At 66.1% G+C, this 21,494-nt stretch carries 18 protein-coding genes and 1 tRNA gene; 13 read left to right on the top strand and 6 right to left on the bottom strand.

Annotation, left to right across the window (positions count from 1 at the left end; translation table 11 throughout):
* Positions 1–227: 227 nt before the first annotated feature.
* Together ACMGFG_RS10320 and ACMGFG_RS10315 are read left to right on the top strand one after the other, a co-directional pair.
* Positions 228–1,280, top strand: a complete 1,053-nt coding sequence (locus ACMGFG_RS10320) for an inorganic phosphate transporter (protein WP_436930255.1) — start codon at positions 228–230, stop codon at positions 1,278–1,280.
* Between the two features lie 20 nt (positions 1,281–1,300).
* Positions 1,301–1,966 (top strand): hypothetical protein, encoded by a 666-nt coding sequence (locus ACMGFG_RS10315; RefSeq protein ID WP_436930254.1) that lies wholly within the window; start codon positions 1,301–1,303, stop codon positions 1,964–1,966.
* A gap of 1 nt (position 1,967) precedes the next feature.
* Here the strand turns inward: ACMGFG_RS10315 and ACMGFG_RS10310 are convergent, their stop codons facing one another.
* Positions 1,968–3,383, bottom strand: a complete 1,416-nt coding sequence (locus ACMGFG_RS10310) for a signal recognition particle protein Srp54 (protein ID WP_436930253.1) — start codon at positions 3,381–3,383, stop codon at positions 1,968–1,970.
* A gap of 152 nt (positions 3,384–3,535) precedes the next feature.
* On the opposite strand from ACMGFG_RS10310, the gene ACMGFG_RS10305 reads away from it, so the two are divergent.
* Together ACMGFG_RS10305 and ACMGFG_RS10300 are read left to right on the top strand one after the other, a co-directional pair.
* Entirely contained in the window at positions 3,536–4,474 is a 939-nt protein-coding gene (locus ACMGFG_RS10305; protein ID WP_436930252.1) for an ABC transporter ATP-binding protein, read from the top strand.
* The gene (locus ACMGFG_RS10300) at positions 4,471–6,189 is read left to right on the top strand and encodes an ABC transporter permease subunit (RefSeq protein WP_436930251.1); all 1,719 of its coding nucleotides are present in this window, start codon (positions 4,471–4,473) and stop codon (positions 6,187–6,189) included. Before ACMGFG_RS10305 ends, ACMGFG_RS10300 begins: the two co-directional genes overlap by 4 nt.
* A 118-nt stretch (positions 6,190–6,307) precedes the next feature.
* On the opposite strand, the gene ACMGFG_RS10295 is transcribed toward ACMGFG_RS10300, so the two are convergent.
* From ACMGFG_RS10295 to ACMGFG_RS10285, 3 genes are all read right to left on the bottom strand, one after another.
* Positions 6,308–7,156, bottom strand: a complete 849-nt coding sequence (locus ACMGFG_RS10295; RefSeq protein WP_436930250.1) for an ABC transporter permease subunit — start codon at positions 7,154–7,156, stop codon at positions 6,308–6,310.
* Positions 7,153–8,079: an ABC transporter ATP-binding protein gene (locus ACMGFG_RS10290; protein ID WP_436930249.1), complete on the bottom strand. Its 927-nt coding sequence runs from the start codon at positions 8,077–8,079 to the stop codon at positions 7,153–7,155. Before ACMGFG_RS10290 ends, ACMGFG_RS10295 begins: the two co-directional genes overlap by 4 nt.
* A 181-nt stretch (positions 8,080–8,260) precedes the next feature.
* Entirely contained in the window at positions 8,261–9,220 is a 960-nt protein-coding gene (locus tag ACMGFG_RS10285) for an ArsR/SmtB family transcription factor (RefSeq protein ID WP_436930248.1), read from the bottom strand.
* 253 nt (positions 9,221–9,473) lie between these two features.
* Between ACMGFG_RS10285 and ACMGFG_RS10280 the strand changes: the two genes are divergently transcribed.
* The 5 genes from ACMGFG_RS10280 (at position 9,474) to ACMGFG_RS10260 (ending at position 12,285) form a co-directional block, all read left to right on the top strand.
* Positions 9,474–10,052, top strand: a complete 579-nt coding sequence (locus ACMGFG_RS10280) for a DUF7437 domain-containing protein (protein ID WP_436930247.1) — start codon at positions 9,474–9,476, stop codon at positions 10,050–10,052.
* A 42-nt stretch (positions 10,053–10,094) separates the two neighbouring features.
* Positions 10,095–10,592, top strand: a complete 498-nt coding sequence (locus ACMGFG_RS10275) for a PIN domain-containing protein (RefSeq protein ID WP_436930246.1) — start codon at positions 10,095–10,097, stop codon at positions 10,590–10,592.
* 226 nt (positions 10,593–10,818) lie between these two features.
* Positions 10,819–11,514: a helix-turn-helix domain-containing protein gene (locus ACMGFG_RS10270; protein WP_436930265.1), complete on the top strand. Its 696-nt coding sequence runs from the start codon at positions 10,819–10,821 to the stop codon at positions 11,512–11,514.
* 244 nt (positions 11,515–11,758) lie between these two features.
* On the top strand, positions 11,759–11,929 hold the full coding sequence (locus ACMGFG_RS10265; protein ID WP_436930245.1) for a DUF7331 family protein: 171 nt from the start codon (positions 11,759–11,761) through the stop codon (positions 11,927–11,929).
* 284 nt (positions 11,930–12,213) lie between these two features.
* A tRNA-His gene (locus ACMGFG_RS10260) sits at positions 12,214–12,285 on the top strand.
* Between the two features lie 116 nt (positions 12,286–12,401).
* Here the strand turns inward: ACMGFG_RS10260 and ACMGFG_RS10255 are convergent.
* Entirely contained in the window at positions 12,402–12,815 is a 414-nt protein-coding gene (locus ACMGFG_RS10255; protein ID WP_436930244.1) for an HNH endonuclease, read from the bottom strand.
* Positions 12,816–13,519: 704 nt separating this feature from the next.
* On the bottom strand, positions 13,520–14,428 hold the full coding sequence (locus tag ACMGFG_RS10250) for an ADP-ribosylglycohydrolase family protein (RefSeq protein WP_436930243.1): 909 nt from the start codon (positions 14,426–14,428) through the stop codon (positions 13,520–13,522).
* 100 nt (positions 14,429–14,528) lie between these two features.
* Between ACMGFG_RS10250 and ACMGFG_RS10245 the strand changes: the two genes are divergently transcribed.
* The 4 genes from ACMGFG_RS10245 (at position 14,529) to ACMGFG_RS10230 (ending at position 21,414) form a co-directional block, all read left to right on the top strand.
* Positions 14,529–17,159, top strand: coding sequence for a PD-(D/E)XK nuclease family protein (locus ACMGFG_RS10245; RefSeq protein ID WP_436930242.1), 2,631 nt, complete (start codon positions 14,529–14,531; stop codon positions 17,157–17,159).
* A complete protein-coding gene (locus tag ACMGFG_RS10240) occupies positions 17,152–20,064 on the top strand; it encodes a UvrD-helicase domain-containing protein (RefSeq protein WP_436930241.1) in 2,913 nt (970 codons plus the stop codon). The genes ACMGFG_RS10245 and ACMGFG_RS10240 overlap by 8 nt, the downstream gene beginning before the upstream one ends.
* 649 nt (positions 20,065–20,713) lie before the next feature.
* Complete coding sequence (locus tag ACMGFG_RS10235; RefSeq protein WP_436930240.1) at positions 20,714–21,085, top strand: cyclic nucleotide-binding domain-containing protein; 372 nt, start codon at positions 20,714–20,716, stop codon at positions 21,083–21,085.
* The gene (locus tag ACMGFG_RS10230; RefSeq protein WP_436930239.1) at positions 21,085–21,414 is read left to right on the top strand and encodes a type II toxin-antitoxin system PemK/MazF family toxin; all 330 of its coding nucleotides are present in this window, start codon (positions 21,085–21,087) and stop codon (positions 21,412–21,414) included. The genes ACMGFG_RS10235 and ACMGFG_RS10230 overlap by 1 nt, the downstream gene beginning before the upstream one ends.
* Positions 21,415–21,494: the final 80 nt, after the last annotated feature.

The raw sequence follows: 21,494 nt of genomic DNA, 5'->3' as shown, positions 1-21,494 counted from the left end.
GTTGCGGGCCGCGGTTCTGCGTGCCCGCGGCGGATCCGCAGACAGTCACGCATCGGCGGACGTGTCCCGCACCGGCGCGACAGCCGCGGGTCGCGTCGTCCGCGGTGACGCCGGACCCCGCAGTCCCGGGACGTGACGCCGTTGCAGTTCGGACGTGACGCTGTCCGCAGTTCGAACGCGATGTCGTTCGCAGTTCGAACGTGACACCGTTCGCGGAGGTGACGACAGTGAACGTGCTCCTCGGACTCGCGGTCGCGGTCGCGGTGTTCGTCGGCGTGAACATCGGCGGCTCCTCGACCGGTGCGGCGTTCGGGCCGGCGACCGGCGGGGGCGTCGTCTCGATGCGCCAGGCGTCGACGCTGATGGCGGCCTTCGCGCTCGTCGGCGGGTTCACCGTCGGGACCAACGTCGTCGACACGCTCGGGACGGGCTTCGTCCCGGGGTCGTACTTCACGCCCGCAACGTCGGCGGTCGTGTTGCTGTTCGTCGGCCTGGGCATCCTGCTGGGCAACGTCCTGGGCGTCTCGACGAGCACCAGCATCACGGCCGTCGCGACGGTCGTCGGGATGGGCGCCGCGCTGGGCGGGCTCGACTGGGCGACCGTCGGCACCGTCGTCGTCTGGTGGCTCGTCGCCCCGGTCGTCGCCTTCTGGGTGTGTGCGTTCCTCGGCCGGTACCTCTACGACGACGTGGTGGGCCGCCTCGACAGCCTCGCCGGCGACCGCGACGGGCTGGTGGAACTGCTCGTGACCGGGATCGGCTGTTACATGGCGTTCTCGGCGGGCGCGAGCAACGTCGCCAACGCCGTCGCGCCGCTGGTTGGCTCGGGGGCGGTCGGGATGCTCCCGGGCGTCGCGCTCGGCGGCGCGGCCATCGGCGCCGGCGCGTTCCTGCTGGGCCCGCGGACGATGGAGACGGTCGGCGACGACATCACCGACCTGTCGCTGGAGGCCGCGCTGGTCGTCGAGACCGTCGCCGCCACGGTCATCACCGGCCTGAGCTGGGCGGGCATCCCGGCGAGCCTGGCGATCATGCTGACGACCTGCGTGATCGGCCTCGGGTGGGGCCGGGCCAGCCGCCGGGTCCCGCTGTCGGCGCTGGTCCGCCCGGAGGGCCTCGGCGAGGCCGAGCGCGCGACGTGGGCCAGCGACCAGCTGGACCTGTTCGACCCGCGGACGGTCAAGCGGGTGGTCGCCACCTGGGTCGCCTCCCCGACGGTCGCGGGGCTGGTCTCGTTCGCGACGTTCGAGGCCGCCCAGCGGCTCCACCTCGTCGGGTGAACCGCACTCCCGTCACGACCATGACCGGGTTCCCCTCACGACGCGACGAGCGCACCGAGCGCGAGACACAGTTCTACGTCGAGCTGGCCTACGGCCTGCTGTTCGTCGGCGGGTTCGCGTTCCTCGCGGTCCGCGTCGACCCGCGCGTGGCCGCCTTCGAGGGCGGGCTCGTCGTCGGCTACCTCCTGCGGGTCTACGAGAAGATGGCCATCTACGAGCGCGTCCTCGAATCCGCCGTCTCCGCCGAGGCCGAGAGTCAGGTCGCCGACGCCGTCGACGACCAGGTCGGCGACGCCGTCGCGGACGAACTCGACGACCGCGTCGAAACCGAGGTCGCGGCCGAAGTCGACGACGCCGTCGCCGAAGAGGTCGAAGACGCCGTTGCGGCCGAAGTGGAGGACGCGGTCGAGGCCGAAGTGGAAGAGACCGTCGAGACCGAAGTCGAGGACGCCGTCGCGGCGGAGGTCGACGCCGAACTCGACGACGCGGTGGAAGCCGAAGTCCAGGCGGAACTGGACGACGCCGTGGCCGAGGAAGTCGAAGCCGAACTCGACGATACGGTCGCCGAGGAGGTCGAAGCGGAGCTAGACCGGCGCGACATCGACGGCGACGGCGATGGCGACGCGGTGGACGCCGGCGGGAACGGCGCCGAAGCTACGGCCGACGGCGCGGAGAATGACGGGTAGCTCAGTCGCCGAACGGGCCGCCGCCACCGCCGCCGCCCATGCCGCCCATACCGCCCATGCCGCCGCCACCGCCGCCGCCCTGCATCTGCTTCATCATCCGCTCCATGTCGGCGTCGCCCATGCCCTGGAACTGGTCGAGCATCTGGCGCATCGCGTTGTACTGTTCGAGCAGCTCGCGGATCCGCTCCTCGGGCTTGCCCGAGCCGCGGGCGATACGCTCGATGCGGCTCTTGCCGACGACCCGCGGGTTCTCCAGTTCCTCGTCGGTCATCGAGTCCATGACGACCTCGAAGTCGTGCAGACGCTCCTGGGTCACGTCCATCGCGTCGTCGGGCAACTGGTCCATGAGCCCGCCGCCCATCCCCGGGATCATGTCCATCACCTGGTCGAGCGGCCCCATCTTGTTCATCGTCTCCATCTGCTTGCGCATGTCGTGGAGGGTGAACTTCCCCTCCATCATGTCCTCGGGGTCCCAGTCGTCCTCCTCCTCGCCCGTCTCCTCCATCGCCCGCTCGACGCGCTCGGTCAACTGTTTGAGGTCGCCCATCCCGAGCAGCCGGGAGATGAACCCGGAGGGCTCGAAGCGCTCGATGTCCTGGACGGTCTCGCCGGTCCCGAGGAAGGCGATCGACGAGCCGGTCTCGTTGACGGCCGCCAGCGCGCCCCCACCCTTCGCCGTCCCGTCGAGCTTCGTGATGACGACGCCGTCGATGCCGATCGAGTCCTCGAACTCCTGGGCCTGGTCCTTGGCGGACTGGCCCATCGCCGCGTCGAGGACGAGCAGGTCCCGGTCCGGCTGGACCTCCTCCTCGATGTCCTCGATCTGGTCGATGAGCTCCTCGTTGAGGCCGTCCCGACCCGCCGTGTCGACGATGCGCACGTCGGCGTCCTCGGTCGCTTCGAGCCCCTCGCGGGCGATCTGCACGGGGTCGTCGGCGTCGGGGTCGCCGTAGAAGTCGACCTCGGCGCGCTCGGCCATCTCCTTGGACTGGTCGTAGGCGCCCGGTCGGTCCGTGTCGGTCTGGATGATGGCCGGCCGGAGGCCCTTCTTGGAGAACCACCACGCCATCTTGGCGGAGGTGGTGGTCTTCCCCGACCCGTAGAGGCCGGCGAGCATGATGGTCTGCGATTCGAGGGGCAACTCGGTGGAGTCGCCGACGAGGTCGACGAGTTCGTCGTAGACGACCCGCAGCACCCAGTCGTGGGCGGAGGTGCCGGCGGGCGGCTCCTCCTCCAGCGCGCGGGTCTTGATGGAGTCCGACAGCTCCATCACCAGGTCCACGTCCACGTCGGCCTGCAGCAGCGACCGCTGGATGTCCTTGACGACCTCCTCGACGTCCTCCTCGGAGATGCGGGACTGTCCCCGGAGGTCGTTGAGCGTGCTCCGGAGCGACGTTCCCAGATCGTCGAGTACCATTTGCGAGCGAGTACGCGGCCGGCCCGGTAAAGGCTTCGCCCTCGGCGGCGCCGACGATCCGTCCCCGCCCGGCCGGCCCGGTCGTGACTTCGAACGGACACGTCCGTGGGTTAATGTGTGCTCGATAATAGCATACGATCCAGAACGTACCGATGGCTGTCATCAATCTGGACGGGGTGACCAAGACGTACCGCGGGACGACGGCGGTCGAGGACCTCGACCTCGAAGTGGAGGCGGGCGAGGCCTACGGCTTCCTCGGTCCGAACGGCGCCGGCAAGTCGACGACGATCAACGTCATGCTGGGGTACGCCACGGCGACGGAGGGCAGCGCGACGGTGTTCGGGCTGGACGCTGGGCGCGAGTCGACGGCCGTCCGCGAGCGGACCGGGATCCTCCCGGAGGGATACGCCCTCTACGACCGGCTGACGGGCCGCGAGCACATCGAGCTGGCGAACGACCTCCAGGGCGCCGACGACGACCCCGATGCGGTTCTGGAGCGGGTCGGCCTGGACGCCGAGGACAGGGACCGGCGCGTCGGCGGCTACTCGACTGGGATGACCCAGCGGACCGCCCTCGGGATGGCGCTCGTGGGCGACCCCGACCTGCTGGTGCTCGACGAACCGTCGTCGGGGCTTGACCCCAACGGGATGGTCGACCTGCGGGGAATCGTCCGCGAGGAACTCGACCGCGGGACGACCGTCTTCTTCTCCAGTCACATCCTCGACCAGGTCGAGGGGCTCTGCGACCGGGTGGGCATCCTCCGCGACGGCGAGCTCATCGCCGAGGACTCCCTGGCCGGGCTGCGGGGGTCGCTGGGCGCCGAGTCCCGGGTCGCGGTACACGTCGACGAGGTCAGGCCGGTCGAGTTCGACGACATCGAGGGCGTCACCGGGCGGGCGACCGACGACGGCACCCTCCGGGTACGCTGCCGCGACCCGGCCGCGAAGGCGGCGGTGATCCGCCGGGTCGAGTCGGCGGGCATGACGGCCGAGGACGTGACCGTCCGGGACCCGTCGCTGGAGGACCTGTTCGCCGCCTACACGGACCGGGAATCCGGGAGCGGGACCGCGGTCGCGGAGGGACGGCCGTGAACGCGCTGACGGTCGCTCACAAGGAGGTTCGCGAGGCCCGACGGTCGCGGCTGGTGTGGGCGCTGGTCGGGCTGATCGGGGTCGTCACCCTCCCGCTGGTCGTGCGGGCTTCGGAAGCGCTGTTCGCGAACTCATCGGCGGACCGCATGGCGCTCGTGTTGCTGAACGGCTTCGAGCGGCCGGTGGCCCTGGCGGCGATACTGGTCGGCGCGCTCGCGGTGGCCGCCGAGCGCGAGCGCGGCAGCCTGCGCGTCCTCTCGGGGGTCTCGCTGGCCCGGCGCGACCTGGTCGTCGGGAAGGTCCTCGGCCGGGGCCTCGTCCTGGCGGCGGTCGTCCTGGCCGCGAAGGCGCTGGCCGTCGCGGTGATCGTCGTCCGCCTCGAAGGGGTCACGCCGTCCGCGCTCGGGCTCGCGACCGTGCTGACGCTCCTGTTCGCGCTCGCGTACTTCGGTATCGCCGTCGCAGCCTCGCTGGTCACTGGCACGCGCCTCCGCGCGCTCGCGCTGGCGCTGGGCGTGTACGTCTTCTTCGCGAACTACTGGGAGGGGGTCGTCGTCCGGCCGGCCTTCCGGTTCCTGAACGGCCGCCCTCCAGTTCAGGGAGAGCTTGATTTCGTCATCGCGACCGACCCGGGGGCGATCCAGTACCTCCAGGTGCTCAACCCGAACAACGCCTACACCGGCGCGAACCACTTCCATGGGGCTATCGACTGGCTCTCGCTCGGCGTGCTGGTCGCGTGGGGCGTCGTCCCGGTCGCGGTCGGCTACCTCCGGTTCCGGAACCAGGACCTCGACGCCGGAGCGGGCGGCCGACTCGCGGCACTCCGCCGGCGGCTCGACGAAGTCTCCGTGCCCCGGCCGCAACTCCCGACGCCCTCGCTTCCGGTGTCGGTCCGGGACCGCCCGGCGCTGAGCTACGCGCTGGCGGACCTGGCCGCGATCGGACGGTCCTGGCTGGTCCCGGCACTGGTGGTCGTGCTGGTCGGCGAGTTCGTCCTGGCCGCGCTGCGCGTCCCGGGCTCGAGCGCGGCGGGGGAGGCGTCGCTCTCCGCGCTGGGGACGGCGTACGGGCCGCTGTTCGGCGAACTCGGGACGCCGTATCCGGTCGTCATCGCGACGGTCCTGCTCGGTGCGCTCGCCGTCGTCGACGAGACGGAGACCGGCCGCCTCAAGGTCGTGACCGAGTATCCGGTCACCCGGCGGGACGTGATCGTCGGGAAGCTGGCCGGCCGAGCCGCGCTCTACGTCGCCGCGGTGCTCGCCGGCGCCCTCGCGGCGGTGACCATCCTGTGGGTCCGGCCGACGACGGTCGACCTCGGGCCGCTCGCGCTGGGGGTCGCCGCCATGGTCGGGGTCGGCCTCTCGCTGTTCGGGATCGCGGTCGGCATCTCCGCGTTCGCTGGCGGGCGGATCACCGCCATCGGGGCGTCGTTCGGCGCGATCCTGCTGATCACCAGGCTGTGGCGGACGCTCGTCGGCGTCCCCTACTGGCTGGTCGAGGGGGAGTTCCCGCGGGGCGGCGACCTCGCGTTCGCCCCCGGGTCGCCGGCGGAGTGGTACCACTACCTCCAGTGGGCAAACCCCGCGAACGCCTACGGCTCGCTCGGGCTCGTCTCGGGCCCGCGCCGCCTGTTGCTGGCGGGCGTGCTCGCGTTCTGGTTCGTCGTCCCGGTCGCCGTCGGCTACTGGCGCTTCCGGTCTCGCGACATCGAGTGAGCGCGGCCCCGCCGGAGTGCGAGGTGGCGGACCGGTGACGAGCCGCGACCCGCTTCACTCGCCCTGGCACCCCGGGGACTGGCCTGTCACTGCGACGGACCGGACGGCGCGACCGTCCTCAGAGGTCCGCGGCGTCGAAGCGGAAGTACCCGACCGCGAGCGGGACGACCAGCCAGGCGGCGAGGACGGCGAAGCCGATCTCGGGGACGGCGTAGAAGGCGTCGATTCCCTGGCCGGTGAACGTCTGAGTCGGCAGCGAGTCGGCGACGCCGGGCAGCAGCGCGGTGAGGGCGGCGGTGTAGGCCGTCGACGGCGGCACCTGCATCACGAGGAACGTCCAGTCGGGCATCTGCCGGGGGAGCGCGAAGCCGTTGGCGACGTAGACGGCGGCGATGGGCACCACGTCCCAGAGGAACTCGAAGACGACGAAGAAGCCGATGGCCAGCGTCGTCGCCCGCGAGGTCGAGCCGGTCGTCGCCGAGATGCCGACCACGACCGAGACGTACACCGCCGCAAAGAGGAGGGTCACGGCCAGGAAGACGAGGACGGTCGCCACGTCCAGCGAGCCCAGCATGGCGAAGGCGAACCCGAAGCCGACGGCCAGTCCGACCGCCAGCGCCAGCGAGAGGACCGCCGTCCGGCCCAGTAGCTTGCCGAAGAGTACGTCCCGCCGGCGGTGGGGAAGCGCGAGCAGGAGCTTGACGCTGCCGATCTCCCGCTCGCCGGCGATGGCCTTGTAGCCGATCACGATGGCCGACAGCGAGACGAACAGGCTGACGATCCCCGCCGTGAAGAAGACCAGCCCGCCGAGCGACGGTTCGACCCCGGGGCTGACCAGCGCCGGGAACTCGACGTAGGCGTACGTGAGCGCGACCGAGAGGACGACGAAGACGGCCAGTAGCCCCCACAGCGCCCGCGACTGGACGGCGTCGCGGAAGTCCTTCTTCGCGATGGCGAGCGTGCTCACTGCGGAACCTCCTGTGTCTCGGTCGTGTACTCGGCGAAGAGGTCCTCCAGCGAGGACTCGTCGATCGCAAAGTCGCGGATCTCGACGCCGCGCTCGTCGAGGGCTTTGAGTACCTCGAACTTCGAGCCGTCGCGGGTCAGCGTCACCTCCAGCCGGTCGCCCGCCAGCGCCGCGCTCGTGACGTAGATGCGGTTGCGGATCGCCTCGGCGTCGTCGGCGTCGGCGCCGCCAACGTCGATTTCGAGCGTCGTCACCGTCTCGGTCTGGCCGCGCAACCCGTCGATGGAGTCGACGGCCACGAGCCGCCCGCGGTTGATGATCGCCACGCGGTCGCAGATCGCTTCGACCTGCTCCATGATGTGACTGGAGAAGAAGACCGTCGTCCCGCGGTCGTTCTCGGCCTCGATGATCTCCCGCATCTGCCGGGCGCCGTTGGGATCCAGCCCGGTCGAGGGTTCGTCGAGGATCAGGAGATCCGGGTCGCCCAGCAGCGCCATCGCGAGGACGAGCCGCTGGCGCATCCCCTTCGAGTAGCCGCCGGCCTTCCGGTCGGCCGCCTCGGTGATCGACACCCGTTCCAGGATCTCGTCGATGTCGGCCCCGGCGATGTCCTTCGAGTCGACGACGAACTGGAGGTGCTGGCGCCCGGTGAGGCGGTCGTAGACGTGGTAGGCGTCGGGGAGGACGCCGATCCGTCGGCGGACCGCCAGGCTGTCGGCCTGGGCGTCCAGCCCCAGCACCGTCGCCGACCCCGACGTGGGCCGGACGAAATCCAGCAACACGTCGATGGTCGTCGACTTCCCGGCGCCGTTCGGACCCAGGAAGCCGAAAATCTCGCCCTCCTCGACTTCTAGGTCGAGGTCGTCGACCGCCAGCACGTCGCCGTAGCGCTTGGTCAGCCCGTCGAGGTCGATCGCCGCCATCAGCCGCCGCCCTCCGCGCCCGCCGCGCCGTCCGCGCTCGTTGTCCCGTTCACACCACTACTCCACCACCGGGTACGATAAGTATTATTGAATTATTTACATATAACAAGGCGCTTACTCAAAGATCTTCGAGCGGTAGTGGGGCCCATCGGTACCGTCCTCGGGTGAATTGCCGCCGGTGTCAGGACGGGTCGAGCCGGTCGACCGGCGTGACGCCGAACGACTCGTCCATCGCGAGCGCCAGCGCGTCGCCGTCCAGGTCGATCTCGAAGCGGGCGTCGAGCGGGTCGGTCGAGCGCACGTCGGTCGTCCACGCCCCGGAGACGAACAGTTCGAACAGTTCCCACAGTGGCGTATCGAGCGGGGCGAAGCCGTGCTCGTCCAGCAAGGCGCCCGCCCGCGGGTGGAAGACCGCGGGGACTTCGATGGGGAGGTGGATCGTGAAGTCACAGGTCCGACAGACCGCGGCGAAGGTGTATCGGCCGGCGTCTCCGGGCGTCTCGTGACCCTCGTGGGCGTCCACCCGGCGCTCGACCCGGCCGTAACACTCCGGGCACACGTCGCCGCGGATCAGGAGGTAGGTGCTCCAGATCCGGTAGCCGAAGCTCTCGGCGACCTCGGCCGGCGAGCGCTCGCTCGCCTGACTCCGCGGGAACGAGTCCGACAGCAGCGCGCGGTCGCAGGCGCGACAGCGGACGACGAACCGCTCGTCGTCGAGGCGCGCTTGCAGGTCGCTCTCGCCGCAGCCGACGCAGGCACCCGGGATCGGGACCGGGTCGAACGACGGCGTCGTCTCGTACAGTCCCGACCGGACGGCGCGGACGATCTTGTCGCCGGGGTAGGTGAGGTGGTAGCCCTCGCCGGTCTCGGCGACGAACGGCCCCACCAGCTGCGAGAGGTGATAGGAGAACTGGGACGTGCTCTCGACGGGGACGGCGTCGTACAGCTCCGAGAACGTGAGTTCGAGGCCGTTCGTCCGCGTCGCGGACTCGCGGTCGCCCAGCGCGAGGAGGATCGCCAGGCGGTGCTCGTTGCCCAGCGCGGCCAGCGCGTCGGCCTGTTCGTCGGCCGGGCGGGACGTACGAGTCGCGTCCACTGTGTCGGCATCCGGATCGATTCCGTCGGCGTCGTCCTGCCCCATGGCGTTCTACCGCCGAGGACGCCGTCCGCCCGGTTAAGCGTGCGGGCCGTTCGATACGCTGTGTTTTCCGGGCTATATTGAGGTCCTCGTGCCGGGTCCCCTCGGATACGATCTCCACTGTGAGCGCTGTCGATTCGGGGTTCTACTGCAGAAGCGGCCACAGCGGACAAAAGCTCTGGGCCTTCGGTTGAACGACCAGTCGCACTGGACCCCCACCGACAGTCTTTTCAATATTCCGCGGAAAACAAAATACATGGCTGAATCGGCTGTTTCCAACGACCACCCGCTCGACATGATGCTGGCCGTGTCGGACCTCCTCCAGAGCGAGCGGCTCGCATCACTCTATGCCCGTGTCTTCGAGCATGGCTCCCCGACTGTCGAAGAACTCGCGGACGGAGTCGATATCTCTCAGACGACAGTGTACGAAGACGTACACCACCTCGTGGAAGTCGGCGCTCTGGAACGAGTGACTGAGAAACAGCCACATCGATACCAGATTCGACAGGTAGACGTGAACGTCACGGTGGGCGAAGAATCCGTCCAGATCACACCGACGCTCCTGGTCGCTCTCGGCAATCGTGACTCCAACGAGAACATCGATGTCTATCTCGACCGGCACGGCATCAGTGGCCTCGCGACCGCTGTCGAGTACGCCCGTGCCTACGTGCAGGACCGTATGAACGCCCGAATCATGGCTCGAGAGCAGGACATCACGGTCCTCGAAGCCGAGACGATTCTGCAAGAACTCCAGGAGATAATTCACGAGGTCGAACCGGAACTTCCCTCGACTGTCGATATGGACGAGCTCGACGCCGCCGTCGACGAGACGTAATTCAGCATGCCGTCCCCACTATTTCCAGCTACCGAGAGACATGTGGTCGATACGAATCTGTTCGTCCGATTCGAACGCTACGACACCGTCGATCTTCTGAGACGGGCCGTTGCTGAATACGATATCACCCTTCACATCCCGCCGCGAGTGTACGAGGAGTTGACACCGGACTTCCATCCCTACGATGTTCCACCCGTCAAGCGAGCTATCGAGGACGGATGGGTCGAAGTTACAGACGAAGTCGACTACTCGAACCCTGTCGTTTCGGCGACGATGGATATGGTTCGCAAATACATCGCCACCGCTGACGAACGACCCGAGCACGAAATCGAACAAGCGGACGCAGCACTGGGCGGTGTTACGGCGACGCTTCTCGAACACGGGACGGCGGAGTCGGTGGCGATATATACGAACGATATTCCGGCGTTTCGCGGACTCGAGCGTGCACTCTCCGAACACGGATACGAGAGTCACGTCCAGCTCGTGAAAGCATTCGAGTTCGCCCAGACTATCGAAGATCGCTACCAATTCTCCGAATGACCACGTACGGTCGCTGCACGGGACGTAAAGTTGCTGGGTTTTGACTCTCCGTCGTGAGGAAGAGTACTATCCTTTGCCGGTCTCGGCGACACCGTGGTTCGTTATCCAACGCCGCGCCGAGGCGGAGTCCTGATCTACGGATTGGCTATCTGTAGAGCGATATTCTGAGTCGAAATCACGGGGACGACACTCATATCGTTAGATGCGATACCGATACCTAGCGATGATGAAGTACGTCGACGAGACGGCCGCGAAAATCATGTTGGCGGCTCGGCCGGGCGACTCGATCCGTCGGGTCGCCCAGAAGATCGACGGCTCCTACTCGTGGGTCTACGACTGGATCGAACGGCTGGAGGAAGCGGGGTTCGTCCGACGTGACGACGGGGTATACGTCGACGACTACACCGTTCGAGACCGCTACCGCGAGCTGATCGCGGCTATCTCTCGGTCGGTAGCCTCGATCGACGAGGCCTACGTGATTCCACACTTCGCCGGAATGCCGTTCGCGTATACGAAGATCGACAGTGTCTACGTCTGGACACACGGGGGCTATCAGATTGCCCGCGGCCACGACGACTACCCGATCTTCATCCAGGTCGCTACTCAGGATGTCGACCGGTGGACGGCGTTTTTCGACGAATTCGGGCTGCCCTGTACGATCGAAGACCGGCCTGACCCAACCGACCATGACGGGACCGTTTCGTATGTCTTGTTCCCCACCTCGGGCGGTATCACTCGTGAGTGGCTCGACGGCAACCCGGTCATTCCGTTAGATGAGACGATCGAGCACATGATGGAGTATCGGGTAAATTACGAACCGGCACTGGAGATGATCGCCGACGAGTACGACCGCGATATTGATGCATCTCACGACGATCCACGTCTCAAATCAGGAGTCTCGGCGTGCGTGTCCGTCGTTTGAGCGACCTGAGCGGAGTCGGTAGCGTGCTCGTTCTCCGCGCGGGCCGTCGTGAGAGAACAGTCGCCGTTCGATAATCCGACCCTATCGCTCCGCTCGCGGCCGTCCCACCCTGGGGGGCTACACTCATAGCGTGGGGGGTCGCCCAGGGGTAACAGGCATTGAAGGGATACTTACCCCCGAACGGATCCTACCCGTATCTGAAGCGCTCACGGGGCGACCACCCGTGACTGTCCCCTCGATCACAATGACCGACACGACACACCACGACGCGACGCACGACCACGACGAACAGGGCCCCCAGCGGTACATCACGACCCAGTACGGCCACGGCGACGACGAGATCACGCTCGTCCACGACACCGAGAACGACCAGGCCTGGCTCCAGTCCGACGCCGCGGTCGCCGTCGAGCGGTAACCCGCCGCTACGGCCACCCCGGCACCCCTCCACGATTTTCGTCGCCTTCGGGGCGATTTTCTCGGCTTTCTCCCAGCAGCGACAGTTTGGAGGCGATCCGGCACGTCGAACTACGGCCGCGGGCGCGACGACAGCCGATAGCGACGGCGAAGTGACTCGGTGGGTGTGCACTGTTCAGCGCCCCGGCGTTGCGGGCCGGTGCGTGGCGCCGCGTCACACGCCGGCCCGGGAGTCGTAACGTATTTCAATTCAAACCTGCTACCCAAAACTGCCTCCGAAGCGTGTCCGGGTTAGGGTAGTGGTTATCCTTCAGCCTTGTGGAGGCTGAGACGTGGGTTCGATTCTCACACCCGGACTGATATTTTATCACCCCTAGAATATAGGCCGCTCTGGTACTAAGGCGAGCAAACCTCCCGATCTGTGGTCAGAAACATAACGGATATTACCATACCAGCTGGTGGCGCTCGCACTCTCATTGCTCACGAGAATTGGCTGGAGGAAGTTGCTCAGGACTGGTTCCGATCTCTGCACAGAGTGTTTCAGTAGCGATCGTTCCGAACTCCGCCTTCCGATGGCAGCTTGGGCAGAGTGAGATCACATTGTTGAGCGAGTGTGCATCGGAGAGTGAGTACCCGTCGGTATCGAGAAACCACCGTACTGGCACGATATGATGAACGTCTGGATTCCGGTCAAGTTTTTCAGCAGATATTCCGCAACTTTGGCATGTATGAGTATCGCGCTCTAGAGCTTCACGTCGGACTTTGTTCCATCCGGGGCCGTACTCTATGTTTCCACCCCCTTTCCAGTTCGGGTGATCTTCACCGGTGAAGTTCTCTGCCAGCCACTCTTGCCGACACGTTTCGCTGCAGACAGCGATCTCTGCCATCTCACTGGGCCATCGTTTGACTGAATCTCCGCACACTGCACAGGCGACTTGTTGTTTGCCCCCGCTCCAGTTTGGATTTGCATCTCCAGCCAGACTGGGTGTTTCCTGCCATGTCTCCGCTTCGACGCACGATCCGCAGTACTTCCCCTCCTTCTCTGACGGATAGAACTCGAATATATCGCCGCATATCTGGCAGGTCGTCGTTTGCCGTCCGCCACTGTAGTTTGGATTGTCTTCCCCTTCATACGAGACACCCTGGCTTCGGCAGGATTCTGAGCAGTACCGCTTTTCGTATTCTGAATAGAAATCCGCGCCACAGGTCTTACAGGACCGGTTTGGAAGCTTTTCCCCGTGAGATCGTGAATGATGAACCGCAACGCCCCGTTGGGAAGCGAGCACGCGTCCACACGTTGGGCATGTGTGTTCAGACATCAGCATCACCTGAGGAAAGCGCAGAGCCTAGGGTACTGTACCCCGAGCATTCCGCCGTCAGTTGTAACTCGATACGCCATTCGAGACAGACTAGACAGTAGTTCATTTGTTGGAACAGCGGACTACTTGAACGAGCCCGCACCCCTGCGGGGGCACGACAAACCGAACCGCGGCTGCACGTCGGTAGATTAGCACAGTGCATTCGGGCAGCGCTGAGGCGTTCTCGTATTTAAATCTCAGACTACATTGATAGGGCCGTCAAGCGAGTTGTCCTACAGCGTCGCGATCTCCGCGGCGAGTGTTCGGAGTTCGTCGTCGTGGGACAGCTCGGAGCACCACCGTTCCGGGAGCCCAGCCACACCGAAGCGCGCACCGGCGACCGCGCCAGCTACGGCACCCACGGTGTCCGTGTCGTTGCCCATGTTGACTGCCGCGACGATCGCGTCCTCGGCGCTGTCGGCAGTCAGCCCGTGATAGAGCCCAGTCTGGAGCGTGTGGACGACGTAGCCGCTCGACTGGAGGGCGGATGGATCGATACCGTCCGGGATGGCTTCGAGCGCGGTGACGAGTTCGTCGGGAGCTTCGCTCCCGAGGGCATCGAGTGCGACTTCGAGCGGTCGAGACTCCCCAGTGAGCAGTCCTGCGAGCGCCCGGTTGAAGATCGCACAGCCGGCCGTGCATCGCGGGTCGGCGTGGGTGATCGCCGACGACTGGCGACTCACCTCGGCGAGTCGGTCGGGTTGATCGGCGAAGGCGATGGCATACGGCGCACACCGCATCACGCTGCCGTTGCCGGCGTTCTGGCCTTCGGGGCGCGACTCCCAGACGGCCTGACCGGCCTCGTCCCAGCTAGCGCCGTCGCGGATCTGCCGGAGCGCATCCATCGTCATGAGCCCGATGTCGAAGGGGTCGCTCTCGTACCACTCGACGAACCGGGCGGCGATGTCCTCGGGGACGAACTCACCGTGTTCGGCGAGACTGCGAGCGATACAGAGGGCCATCTCCGTGTCGTCGGTGATCCGGCCAGCCGGCTGGCCGTGCGTGCCGTCGGCCAGCATCTCGGTGACGCGGCCGTGAGTCCGTTCTATTTGGGCGGCCGACTGGAACTCGACCGGCCGCCCGAGGGCGTCGCCACAGGCGAGTCCCAGGAAGAAGCCCGTCGCCCTGTCTCTCTCGACCATACGCAGTCGATCACGGCGCACCGACGTGGGTCTTGCCGTCCTCGTTCAGTACGTACCGGGTAGCCAGAACTTACAAACGCGTTCGTGCGGTGTATGTGCTGTGTCACTCGCGACTGCGAAGTCGATCGACGACCTCGCCGCGGAGGTCGCCGACGCCGACGTGACGATTTCCGCCGACGCTCCGCTGACGCTGGCGCTGGACCGTCGGGCGACCGAACCCCGGATCGGTCGGATGGCCGCCACGCCCCGCAGCCAGGCGACCGGCGAGTTCGCACCCGACGACCGGCGCGACCTGTTCGCCGAGTTCGTCAGCGGAACCGATCTGTCGTGGAAGACGGCGACGCGCGCACTGGAGTTGACCCTCGACTGCTGGGACCGGACGGGCGAACGGGACGGGATCTGCAACTACCCTGGCTTCGATACGCCCCCGATCCGGGCTGCCGTGGACCTGCTCGAATCGACGCCGAACAGCCACCGCACGCTCGCCGAGACGACGCTCGACCCGGGCCGGGAGATCGCCGTCATCGACGAGGGGTCGCTGAGCGCGCTCGACCGACGACTCCTCCCCGACGACGACGCGGCCTACCGCTCGGTCGATCCCTTCGCGGCGGGAACGACGCCGCTCCCCCCGACTCACCTCTATCCGTCCGCGACCGCGGTCGTCGAGGCGGTCTGTGAACACATCGACCCGGCGACCGCCGACCACGTCGGGGTCGTCCTCGACGAGGGGACGATCTACAGCTCCTTGCTGGAGGCGAAGCTCGAAGCCGCGAACGTCCCCTACCAGGGCGGTCCGGTCTTCGTCGATGACGACGAGGTCCGCCTCTTCCTCCGGCTGCTCCAGACGAGTTTCGCCGGCGACGGCCTGACCGTGGGTGAGGTCCGCCCGCTTCTCGTCGCGGCCGGGCTCGACGTGTCGCGTGAGTACGACGACCGTCGAGTGGCGACTGTCGACCGCGGCGACGACGAGGTATGGAGCCGGATCGAGCGCTTCCGGCGTGCCGTACAGGAGGGGACGTTCGCCGACGCACTCGATGCGTTCGAGGACCTGGTCGGGACGCGACGCGACCAGTTGCGGACGGAACTCCGGTCGCTCGGCCGGCTGGACGCCAGCGTGACCGAGCCGGCCGTGAACGAACTCGTCTACTATCTCCAGTCGTTCGAGGTACCCGTCGACCGGGAGAGCGAGGGCGTGTTGCTGGTCGACGCCGGTGCGACCGCGACAGTCGACCGCGAGATCGTCTTCTATCTCGGCCTCGGCGAGGGATGGGCCCGCACGCCGCCCGAGTACCCCTGGGTCGACGCCGAAGCCTTCGTCGACCGCGACTTCCGGCGCTTCCAGCGACTCCTGCAGAACGGCGACCAGCGATTCGTGCTCGCCCAGGCGACGATGGCCGGCGACGAAGTCACGCCCTGTCCCTATCTCCGGGAACTGTTCGACGACCGGACCGTCGACGGGTTCGACGACCTCCCGGACGTGACCGACCACACGGGCCAGGCGCGCGACGACAGCCGGGACCGGCGCTGTTTCGAGGCGCCCACCGACGCGGCCGAACCCGAGCCCGACCCGGTCGAGACCGTGAGCCAGTCGACGCTGAAACAGCTCGTCAACGCGCCGCGGGAGTACTACTTCGACGAGCTGCTAGCGTCGCCGACCAACCTGGCGATGGAGCGCGGGCAGGCCCTCCACGACGCCGCCGAAGTCTACGTCAACGCCCCCGCAGTCGTCCGCGAGGAGCGCGAGCGCGTCCTCGACGCGATGTGCGACCGGCTGGCCCCCTTCGTCACCGAGCCGCGCCTGCGGACGCTCAGGACGCGCCTGGACGTGGGACTGGACGTACTCGTCGCGTACCTGGACGGCTGCCCGTCGCCGCCCGCCGACGGCGCGTTCACCACCTACGACGACCCTGCTCACGACAACGACCTCGCAGAGACTCTCGACGTAGCGCTGGACGCGCACCACTGCGAGCGGTGGTTCACCGCGACGGATCTCGGCCTCCACGGGGTCGTCGACTTCCTGCAGGACGAGGGGACGCTCGTCGATTACAAGTCCGGGAGCGTTCGCGACGCGAGCACCGTCCAGCGGAAGGCGGCACTGGACCCCGTCCACGACCGGCCCGACTTCCAGGCGAAGGCGTATCTCGCACAGCACCGCCGGGAGCGACCGGGAAAGCGCCTGGAGTTGCGCTTCGTCCACGTGCTCGGGGCCGTCGACGAGATGGTGAAAGGCGCCGACCCCGACCTGGACGAGCTGGTGACGACCATCACCTACGTCCCCAGTACGTTCGCCGAGTTCGTCGCCAGCCGTGCGATGTTCGACCAGGTGACCGACTACGCCGACTCGAACGACCGCTGCAAGGTCCTCGATACGCTCGGCTACGAGCAGTACCGGACGTTCTTCGAGGCCCACGAGCTCCCGCGGGAGGGCGACGACCCCGAGCGCCGGGCGGCGATCAGAGAGTCCTTCGCGGCGCTCGCCGAATCGGAGGTCGGCTCCTACAAGTACGTCGCCAACGGCGTCGACAAGATCTTCGACGACCTGACCGAGCCGACGGGCTACTTCCTCGAGGACGACCTGGACGCCTTCGAGTCGTTCGTCGACGAACGGATCGCGGAACTCGAAGGGTATCACGACGACCGCTTCCCCGTCGCGTTCGACGACGACGGGCCGAACTGGGACCGGGTGGACCACCGCGACCTCATCCTGACGGGGGGGACGACCGATGCCTGAGCCCAACCCCCGCCAGCGCGACCTGATCGAGAGTCTCGACGGGCCACACCTCGTCGACGCTGGCGCCGGCACGGGCAAGACGTTCGCCGTCACCCGCCGCTACGCGAACATCCTCGACTCGACCGCCGCCGACCCCGACGACATCCTGCTGGTCACCTTCACGCGCAACGCCGCCGCGGAGATGCGAGACCGGATCGTCGCCCGGACCGACTACGACCTGACGCAACTGCAGGACGCCCCCATCAGCACGTTCCACGCCTACGCCTACCAGATTCTGCGCCGGTACGGCCACGAGGCGCCGACGCATCTCGGGCTCGACGAGCGGATCCCCCAGTCGCTGGATCTCGTCGAAGACGAGGTCCAGGAGCGGACGCGATTCCGGACCTTCGTCTCGCAGTTCGAGGACCGCCACCCCGAACACGAAGACGTGTTCGCGGCGCTGTCTGACCCGGCGTCGCTGCGGTCGCTGATCGCGGAGCTGGCCGCGAAAGGGGTGATCCCGACGACCGACGGCTGGTTCCGCGGGTCGGGGGCCCTGCTCGACGGCGACCGTGAGGCGTTCCTGGATGCGTTCCACGAGGCCAACGAACCCGTCGAAGGGGCGAACGGCTACAACCAGTCGGACGCCCGGAAGGGGATCGCCGGCCGCCTCGACTCGGAGATGGGGCCCTACGGGCCGGATGCGCCGGCCTACGACGACATCGTCGACTACCCGCAGGTGGACGAACAGTGGGTTGCAGCGGCGTTCGACGAGGACCGCTCGGCACTCCGGTCGTTCGTCCACGACCTGTACGTCGAGTATCTGGCGTTCGCACTCGGGCGCAACTACCTCACCCAGAGCCTGTTGCTCGTGCTCACCTTCGTCCTGCTCTGCGAGGACGACCGGGCCCGGGCGGAGGTCCGCCACGAGTACATGATGATCGACGAGTTCCAGGACACCAACGAACTGCAGTTCAAGCTGGCGTTGCTGCTGTCAGGGACCGACAACATCTGCGTCGTCGGCGACTGGAAACAGAGCATCTACGGGTTCCAGTACACGACCGTCGAGAACATCCAGCACTTCGGCGAGCGGCTCGACCGCTACCGGGCGGCGCTGAATCGCGACCGCGAGCGGGTTCCCTACGAGGTCGGCGACATCGAGCGGATCGCGCTCACAGAGAACTACCGCTCGACATCGTCGATCCTCGAGTTCGCCGAAGACAGTCTCACGATCCCCGCGACCAACGGCGAGGACCTCGACGTCGAGGCGATCGAAGCCGAGATGACGGACCTCGACGCGACCAACCACGTCGACAACTCCCGGATCGAGCTGGTCACGCACGAACGGGAGCTGGAACTGGTCCTCGACCGGGTGCAACACGTCGTCGACAACCCCGACTACGCCGTCGAGAAACACGACGAGCCGACGGTCGAGGATGAAGCATCGGACGAGGCCAAAGCCGAAGCCGAACGGGCACGCCTGGACACGCCCGACTACGGCGACATCGCGGTGTTCACGCGCAAGCGAGCGTTCGCGCGCGACCTGATCGAGGCCGCCGAGGACCACGACGTGCCGGTCGGCTACGAGGGCGGGATCGAACTGTTCGACACCGACCAGGCGAAGCTCCTGCTGGCCTGGCTGCGGATCGTCGAGGCCGACGACGACCGCGGCTGGGCGGTCGTCCTCGAAGAAGCTGGCTACACGCTCGCCCACGCCGAGGAGCTGCTCGACAGCGAGGCCTACCCCGAGGCGATGGTCACCTTCCGGGAGGAGCTCCGCGCGACCGAGACGCTCGGTGGGCTGGTGCGGCGCGTGTTCGACCGCTACGGCTTCGACGGCCCCTACGCCGACGGTCTCGTCGAGGAGCTGACGAACCTGCACGGGTCGACCGTCTACACGCGCGGCGAAGCCATCGAGTTCCTCGAGGCGAACCTCGACGCCGGTGCGACGCCGGAGATCGACGCCAACCCCGGCGAGGACGCGGTGACGCTCCAGACGATCCACAGCGCGAAGGGGCTGGAATACCCGATCGTCGTCCTCGCGAACCTCAACGAACGGGCGTTCCCTCACTACGGGCGCCCCGACGCCAGCCGGATCCGGTTCGACGATACCATCGGGCTGCGACAGACCCAGGTACTCGATACGTCTCCGGACCGCCCCCACGTCTTCGACAGCTGGCAGTACGACGTGCTCTCGGGTGCGCTTCCGTCCAGCTACGACGAGGAACGGCGGCTGCTCTACGTCGCGATGACCCGCGCGAAGCGCCACCTCCTGTGTACCGCCGGCGACGAACCGAGCAACTTCTTCACCGAACTGGACCGGGAGCCGACGACGGTCGACCCCGAGGTGACGCCGGTCGAACGGGATCCGCCGACGGAGACTGGGCTATCTGTTTCACCGCCGAACAGGGAGGGGCCGGTGCAGGCGGGCGTCCACGACATCATGGACGACAGCGTCTACGACGAGGTGACCGAGGGCGAAGGCACCGAGTTCGGGACTGCCGTCCACGACTTCGCCGAGGCGTACGCGCTGGGCGAGGACGTGGATCCGTCCGGCCCCGGTGCGGACGAGCAGGCGGAGATCGCGGCGTTCGTCGATGGGCTCTCGGGGACGGTGTCGCCCGAACAGACCGTCATCTGTCCGCTCGATGGCGACCCTCGGATCGTCCTGTCCGGGATCGTCGACCTGCTGCACGTGACGCCCGAGCGGGTCGACATCGTCGACTACAAGACCGACCGCCAGCGGGTCGCCCACGCGGAGTACCGAACACAGTTGAGTGTCTATCACCACGTGCTCTCGGCGGAATATCCTCACCGGGAGATCCGACCGATCATCTACTACACCGCCGACGACGAACGGGTCAAGATCGAGCCGCTGTCGGAGGCAGAACTCCGGGAATGTGCTGAACGGGCGTTGCTTCGATGACTGGTCGAAGATATTTTGGATCGAGCGGAGCGGGCGGAACTCGCCAATAGGGCCGGACCGAGCGAAGCGGAATTCGCCGAGTATCTGGAGACAGAAATCGTCGAGCGAGATCTCGGTGACCTCAAAGTACAAGCGACCGGTCGATCCAGACCAGTAAACTCAGGAGAGGTTCCCACCCCACTGGTTCCGCTGTTAGTGATGGGAAGCAGCGCCATTTCCGAGGATTTTAATGGAACTAGTAACAGTCCCTATCGAATCTTCAGGGCCCAGGCGAAACACATCGATAGAGGTGTGTGTTCCTCTGGAACAGTCTGCCAGAACACATCGATAGAGGGGTGTCTGTTTGTCAGACATCTCACTAGCTAACTCATCCCCTCTCTCCCACGGAAGTGCTGCTATTTTACCAAGGGTAACAGCGGAACCAGTGGGGTGGGTGTGTCGCTTGGGTCGTCGGGAATCACGTAGTCGCATACAACGCTACCAGTGACGGTCAAGAGTGAGACGTGGTCGCGGTGGAACGTCGCGGCGCGTTTGTCGTAGAACTGCTTGGTTTGGCTGTCCGTTTCCCTGAATTCAGCATCACCCTTTCAGCACATGCGTACATAAGTACGTCAATACGTTAATTACATCAGCACGCTAATTTCAGGCCATGCCGCTGAGCATCGACGACTTCGAATCTGGAGATTTACCATCGGGACCGAGCGTTCCCGAGCAGGTGATACGATACCTGCTTTCCAATAACGAGCAGGCATTCACCCGTGCCGAGATAGCGAGTGCAATAGAGGAAGCTCCAAATACAGTTGGGACTGCTCTCTCACAGCTCAAGGATCGAGAGCTCGTCCGTCACAAGGGAGAGTACTGGGCGATCACAGATGACATAGAGCGCGTCACCGGAGCCTACGATCTCCACAGTGCAAGCGAACAGCTAGACGCTGAAGATGGGGGCATCAACACCGAAGAATGGGACAACACTGCTCCTGATACGGTCCACCCCAGCGAACGCGATGGAAAGAGTGAGTGATGCACCCCGAACGTGGTGATGTCGTCCGGAGTGCAGACCCATTCAAGATCGGCTCAGACAAGCAACGGCCGTGGTTGATCATCAGCAACGCCGATCATCCGTTTGATGGCGAGCAATATGTGGCGATAGCGATCTCGACGAAAGAATACAGTGACTCAATCGCTCTCGATCCCGAGATATGGGAAGTCGGTGGGGTCCCTGTGGAATCGTTCGTTTCTCCGTGGGCGATCCATTCACCACGAACAGAGGATCTTGTCGCTTGGCAAGGTCGTGTCACGGATTCGTTCGTCGACCACGTGGTCGATCAGCTTGAATCGTATCTGCACTGATCAAATATCGTTAAGAAAGGTGCTACCTACTATCTGCGATATCAGACTTATTTTAACTCACAGTGTCCCCTAATCAATCT

The organism is Halosimplex halobium, assembly GCF_051414055.1.
Classification (GTDB): Archaea; Halobacteriota; Halobacteria; order Halobacteriales; family Haloarculaceae; genus Halosimplex; species Halosimplex halobium.
This window is presented reverse-complemented; position numbering and strand designations above follow the sequence as displayed.

Excerpts from the sequence above, each read along its gene's own strand:
- ACMGFG_RS10240 (WP_436930241.1), top strand. The coding sequence starts at position 17,152 with ATGCCTGAGCCCAACCCCCGCCAGCGCGACCTGATCGAGAGTCTCGAC.
- ACMGFG_RS10315 (WP_436930254.1), top strand. The coding sequence starts at position 1,301 with ATGACCGGGTTCCCCTCACGACGCGACGAGCGCACCGAGCGCGAGACA.
- ACMGFG_RS10280 (WP_436930247.1), top strand. The coding sequence starts at position 9,474 with ATGGCTGAATCGGCTGTTTCCAACGACCACCCGCTCGACATGATGCTG.
- ACMGFG_RS10305 (WP_436930252.1), top strand. The coding sequence starts at position 3,536 with ATGGCTGTCATCAATCTGGACGGGGTGACCAAGACGTACCGCGGGACG.
- ACMGFG_RS10255 (WP_436930244.1), bottom strand. The coding sequence starts at position 12,815 with ATGGCAGAGATCGCTGTCTGCAGCGAAACGTGTCGGCAAGAGTGGCTG.
- ACMGFG_RS10230 (WP_436930239.1), top strand. The coding sequence starts at position 21,085 with ATGCACCCCGAACGTGGTGATGTCGTCCGGAGTGCAGACCCATTCAAG.
- ACMGFG_RS10290 (WP_436930249.1), bottom strand. The coding sequence starts at position 8,079 with ATGGCGGCGATCGACCTCGACGGGCTGACCAAGCGCTACGGCGACGTG.
- ACMGFG_RS10310 (WP_436930253.1), bottom strand. The coding sequence starts at position 3,383 with ATGGTACTCGACGATCTGGGAACGTCGCTCCGGAGCACGCTCAACGAC.
- ACMGFG_RS10235 (WP_436930240.1), top strand. The coding sequence starts at position 20,714 with ATGCCGCTGAGCATCGACGACTTCGAATCTGGAGATTTACCATCGGGA.
- ACMGFG_RS10250 (WP_436930243.1), bottom strand. The coding sequence starts at position 14,428 with ATGGTCGAGAGAGACAGGGCGACGGGCTTCTTCCTGGGACTCGCCTGT.
- ACMGFG_RS10285 (WP_436930248.1), bottom strand. The coding sequence starts at position 9,220 with ATGGGGCAGGACGACGCCGACGGAATCGATCCGGATGCCGACACAGTG.
- ACMGFG_RS10265 (WP_436930245.1), top strand. The coding sequence starts at position 11,759 with ATGACCGACACGACACACCACGACGCGACGCACGACCACGACGAACAG.
- ACMGFG_RS10270 (WP_436930265.1), top strand. The coding sequence starts at position 10,819 with ATGAAGTACGTCGACGAGACGGCCGCGAAAATCATGTTGGCGGCTCGG.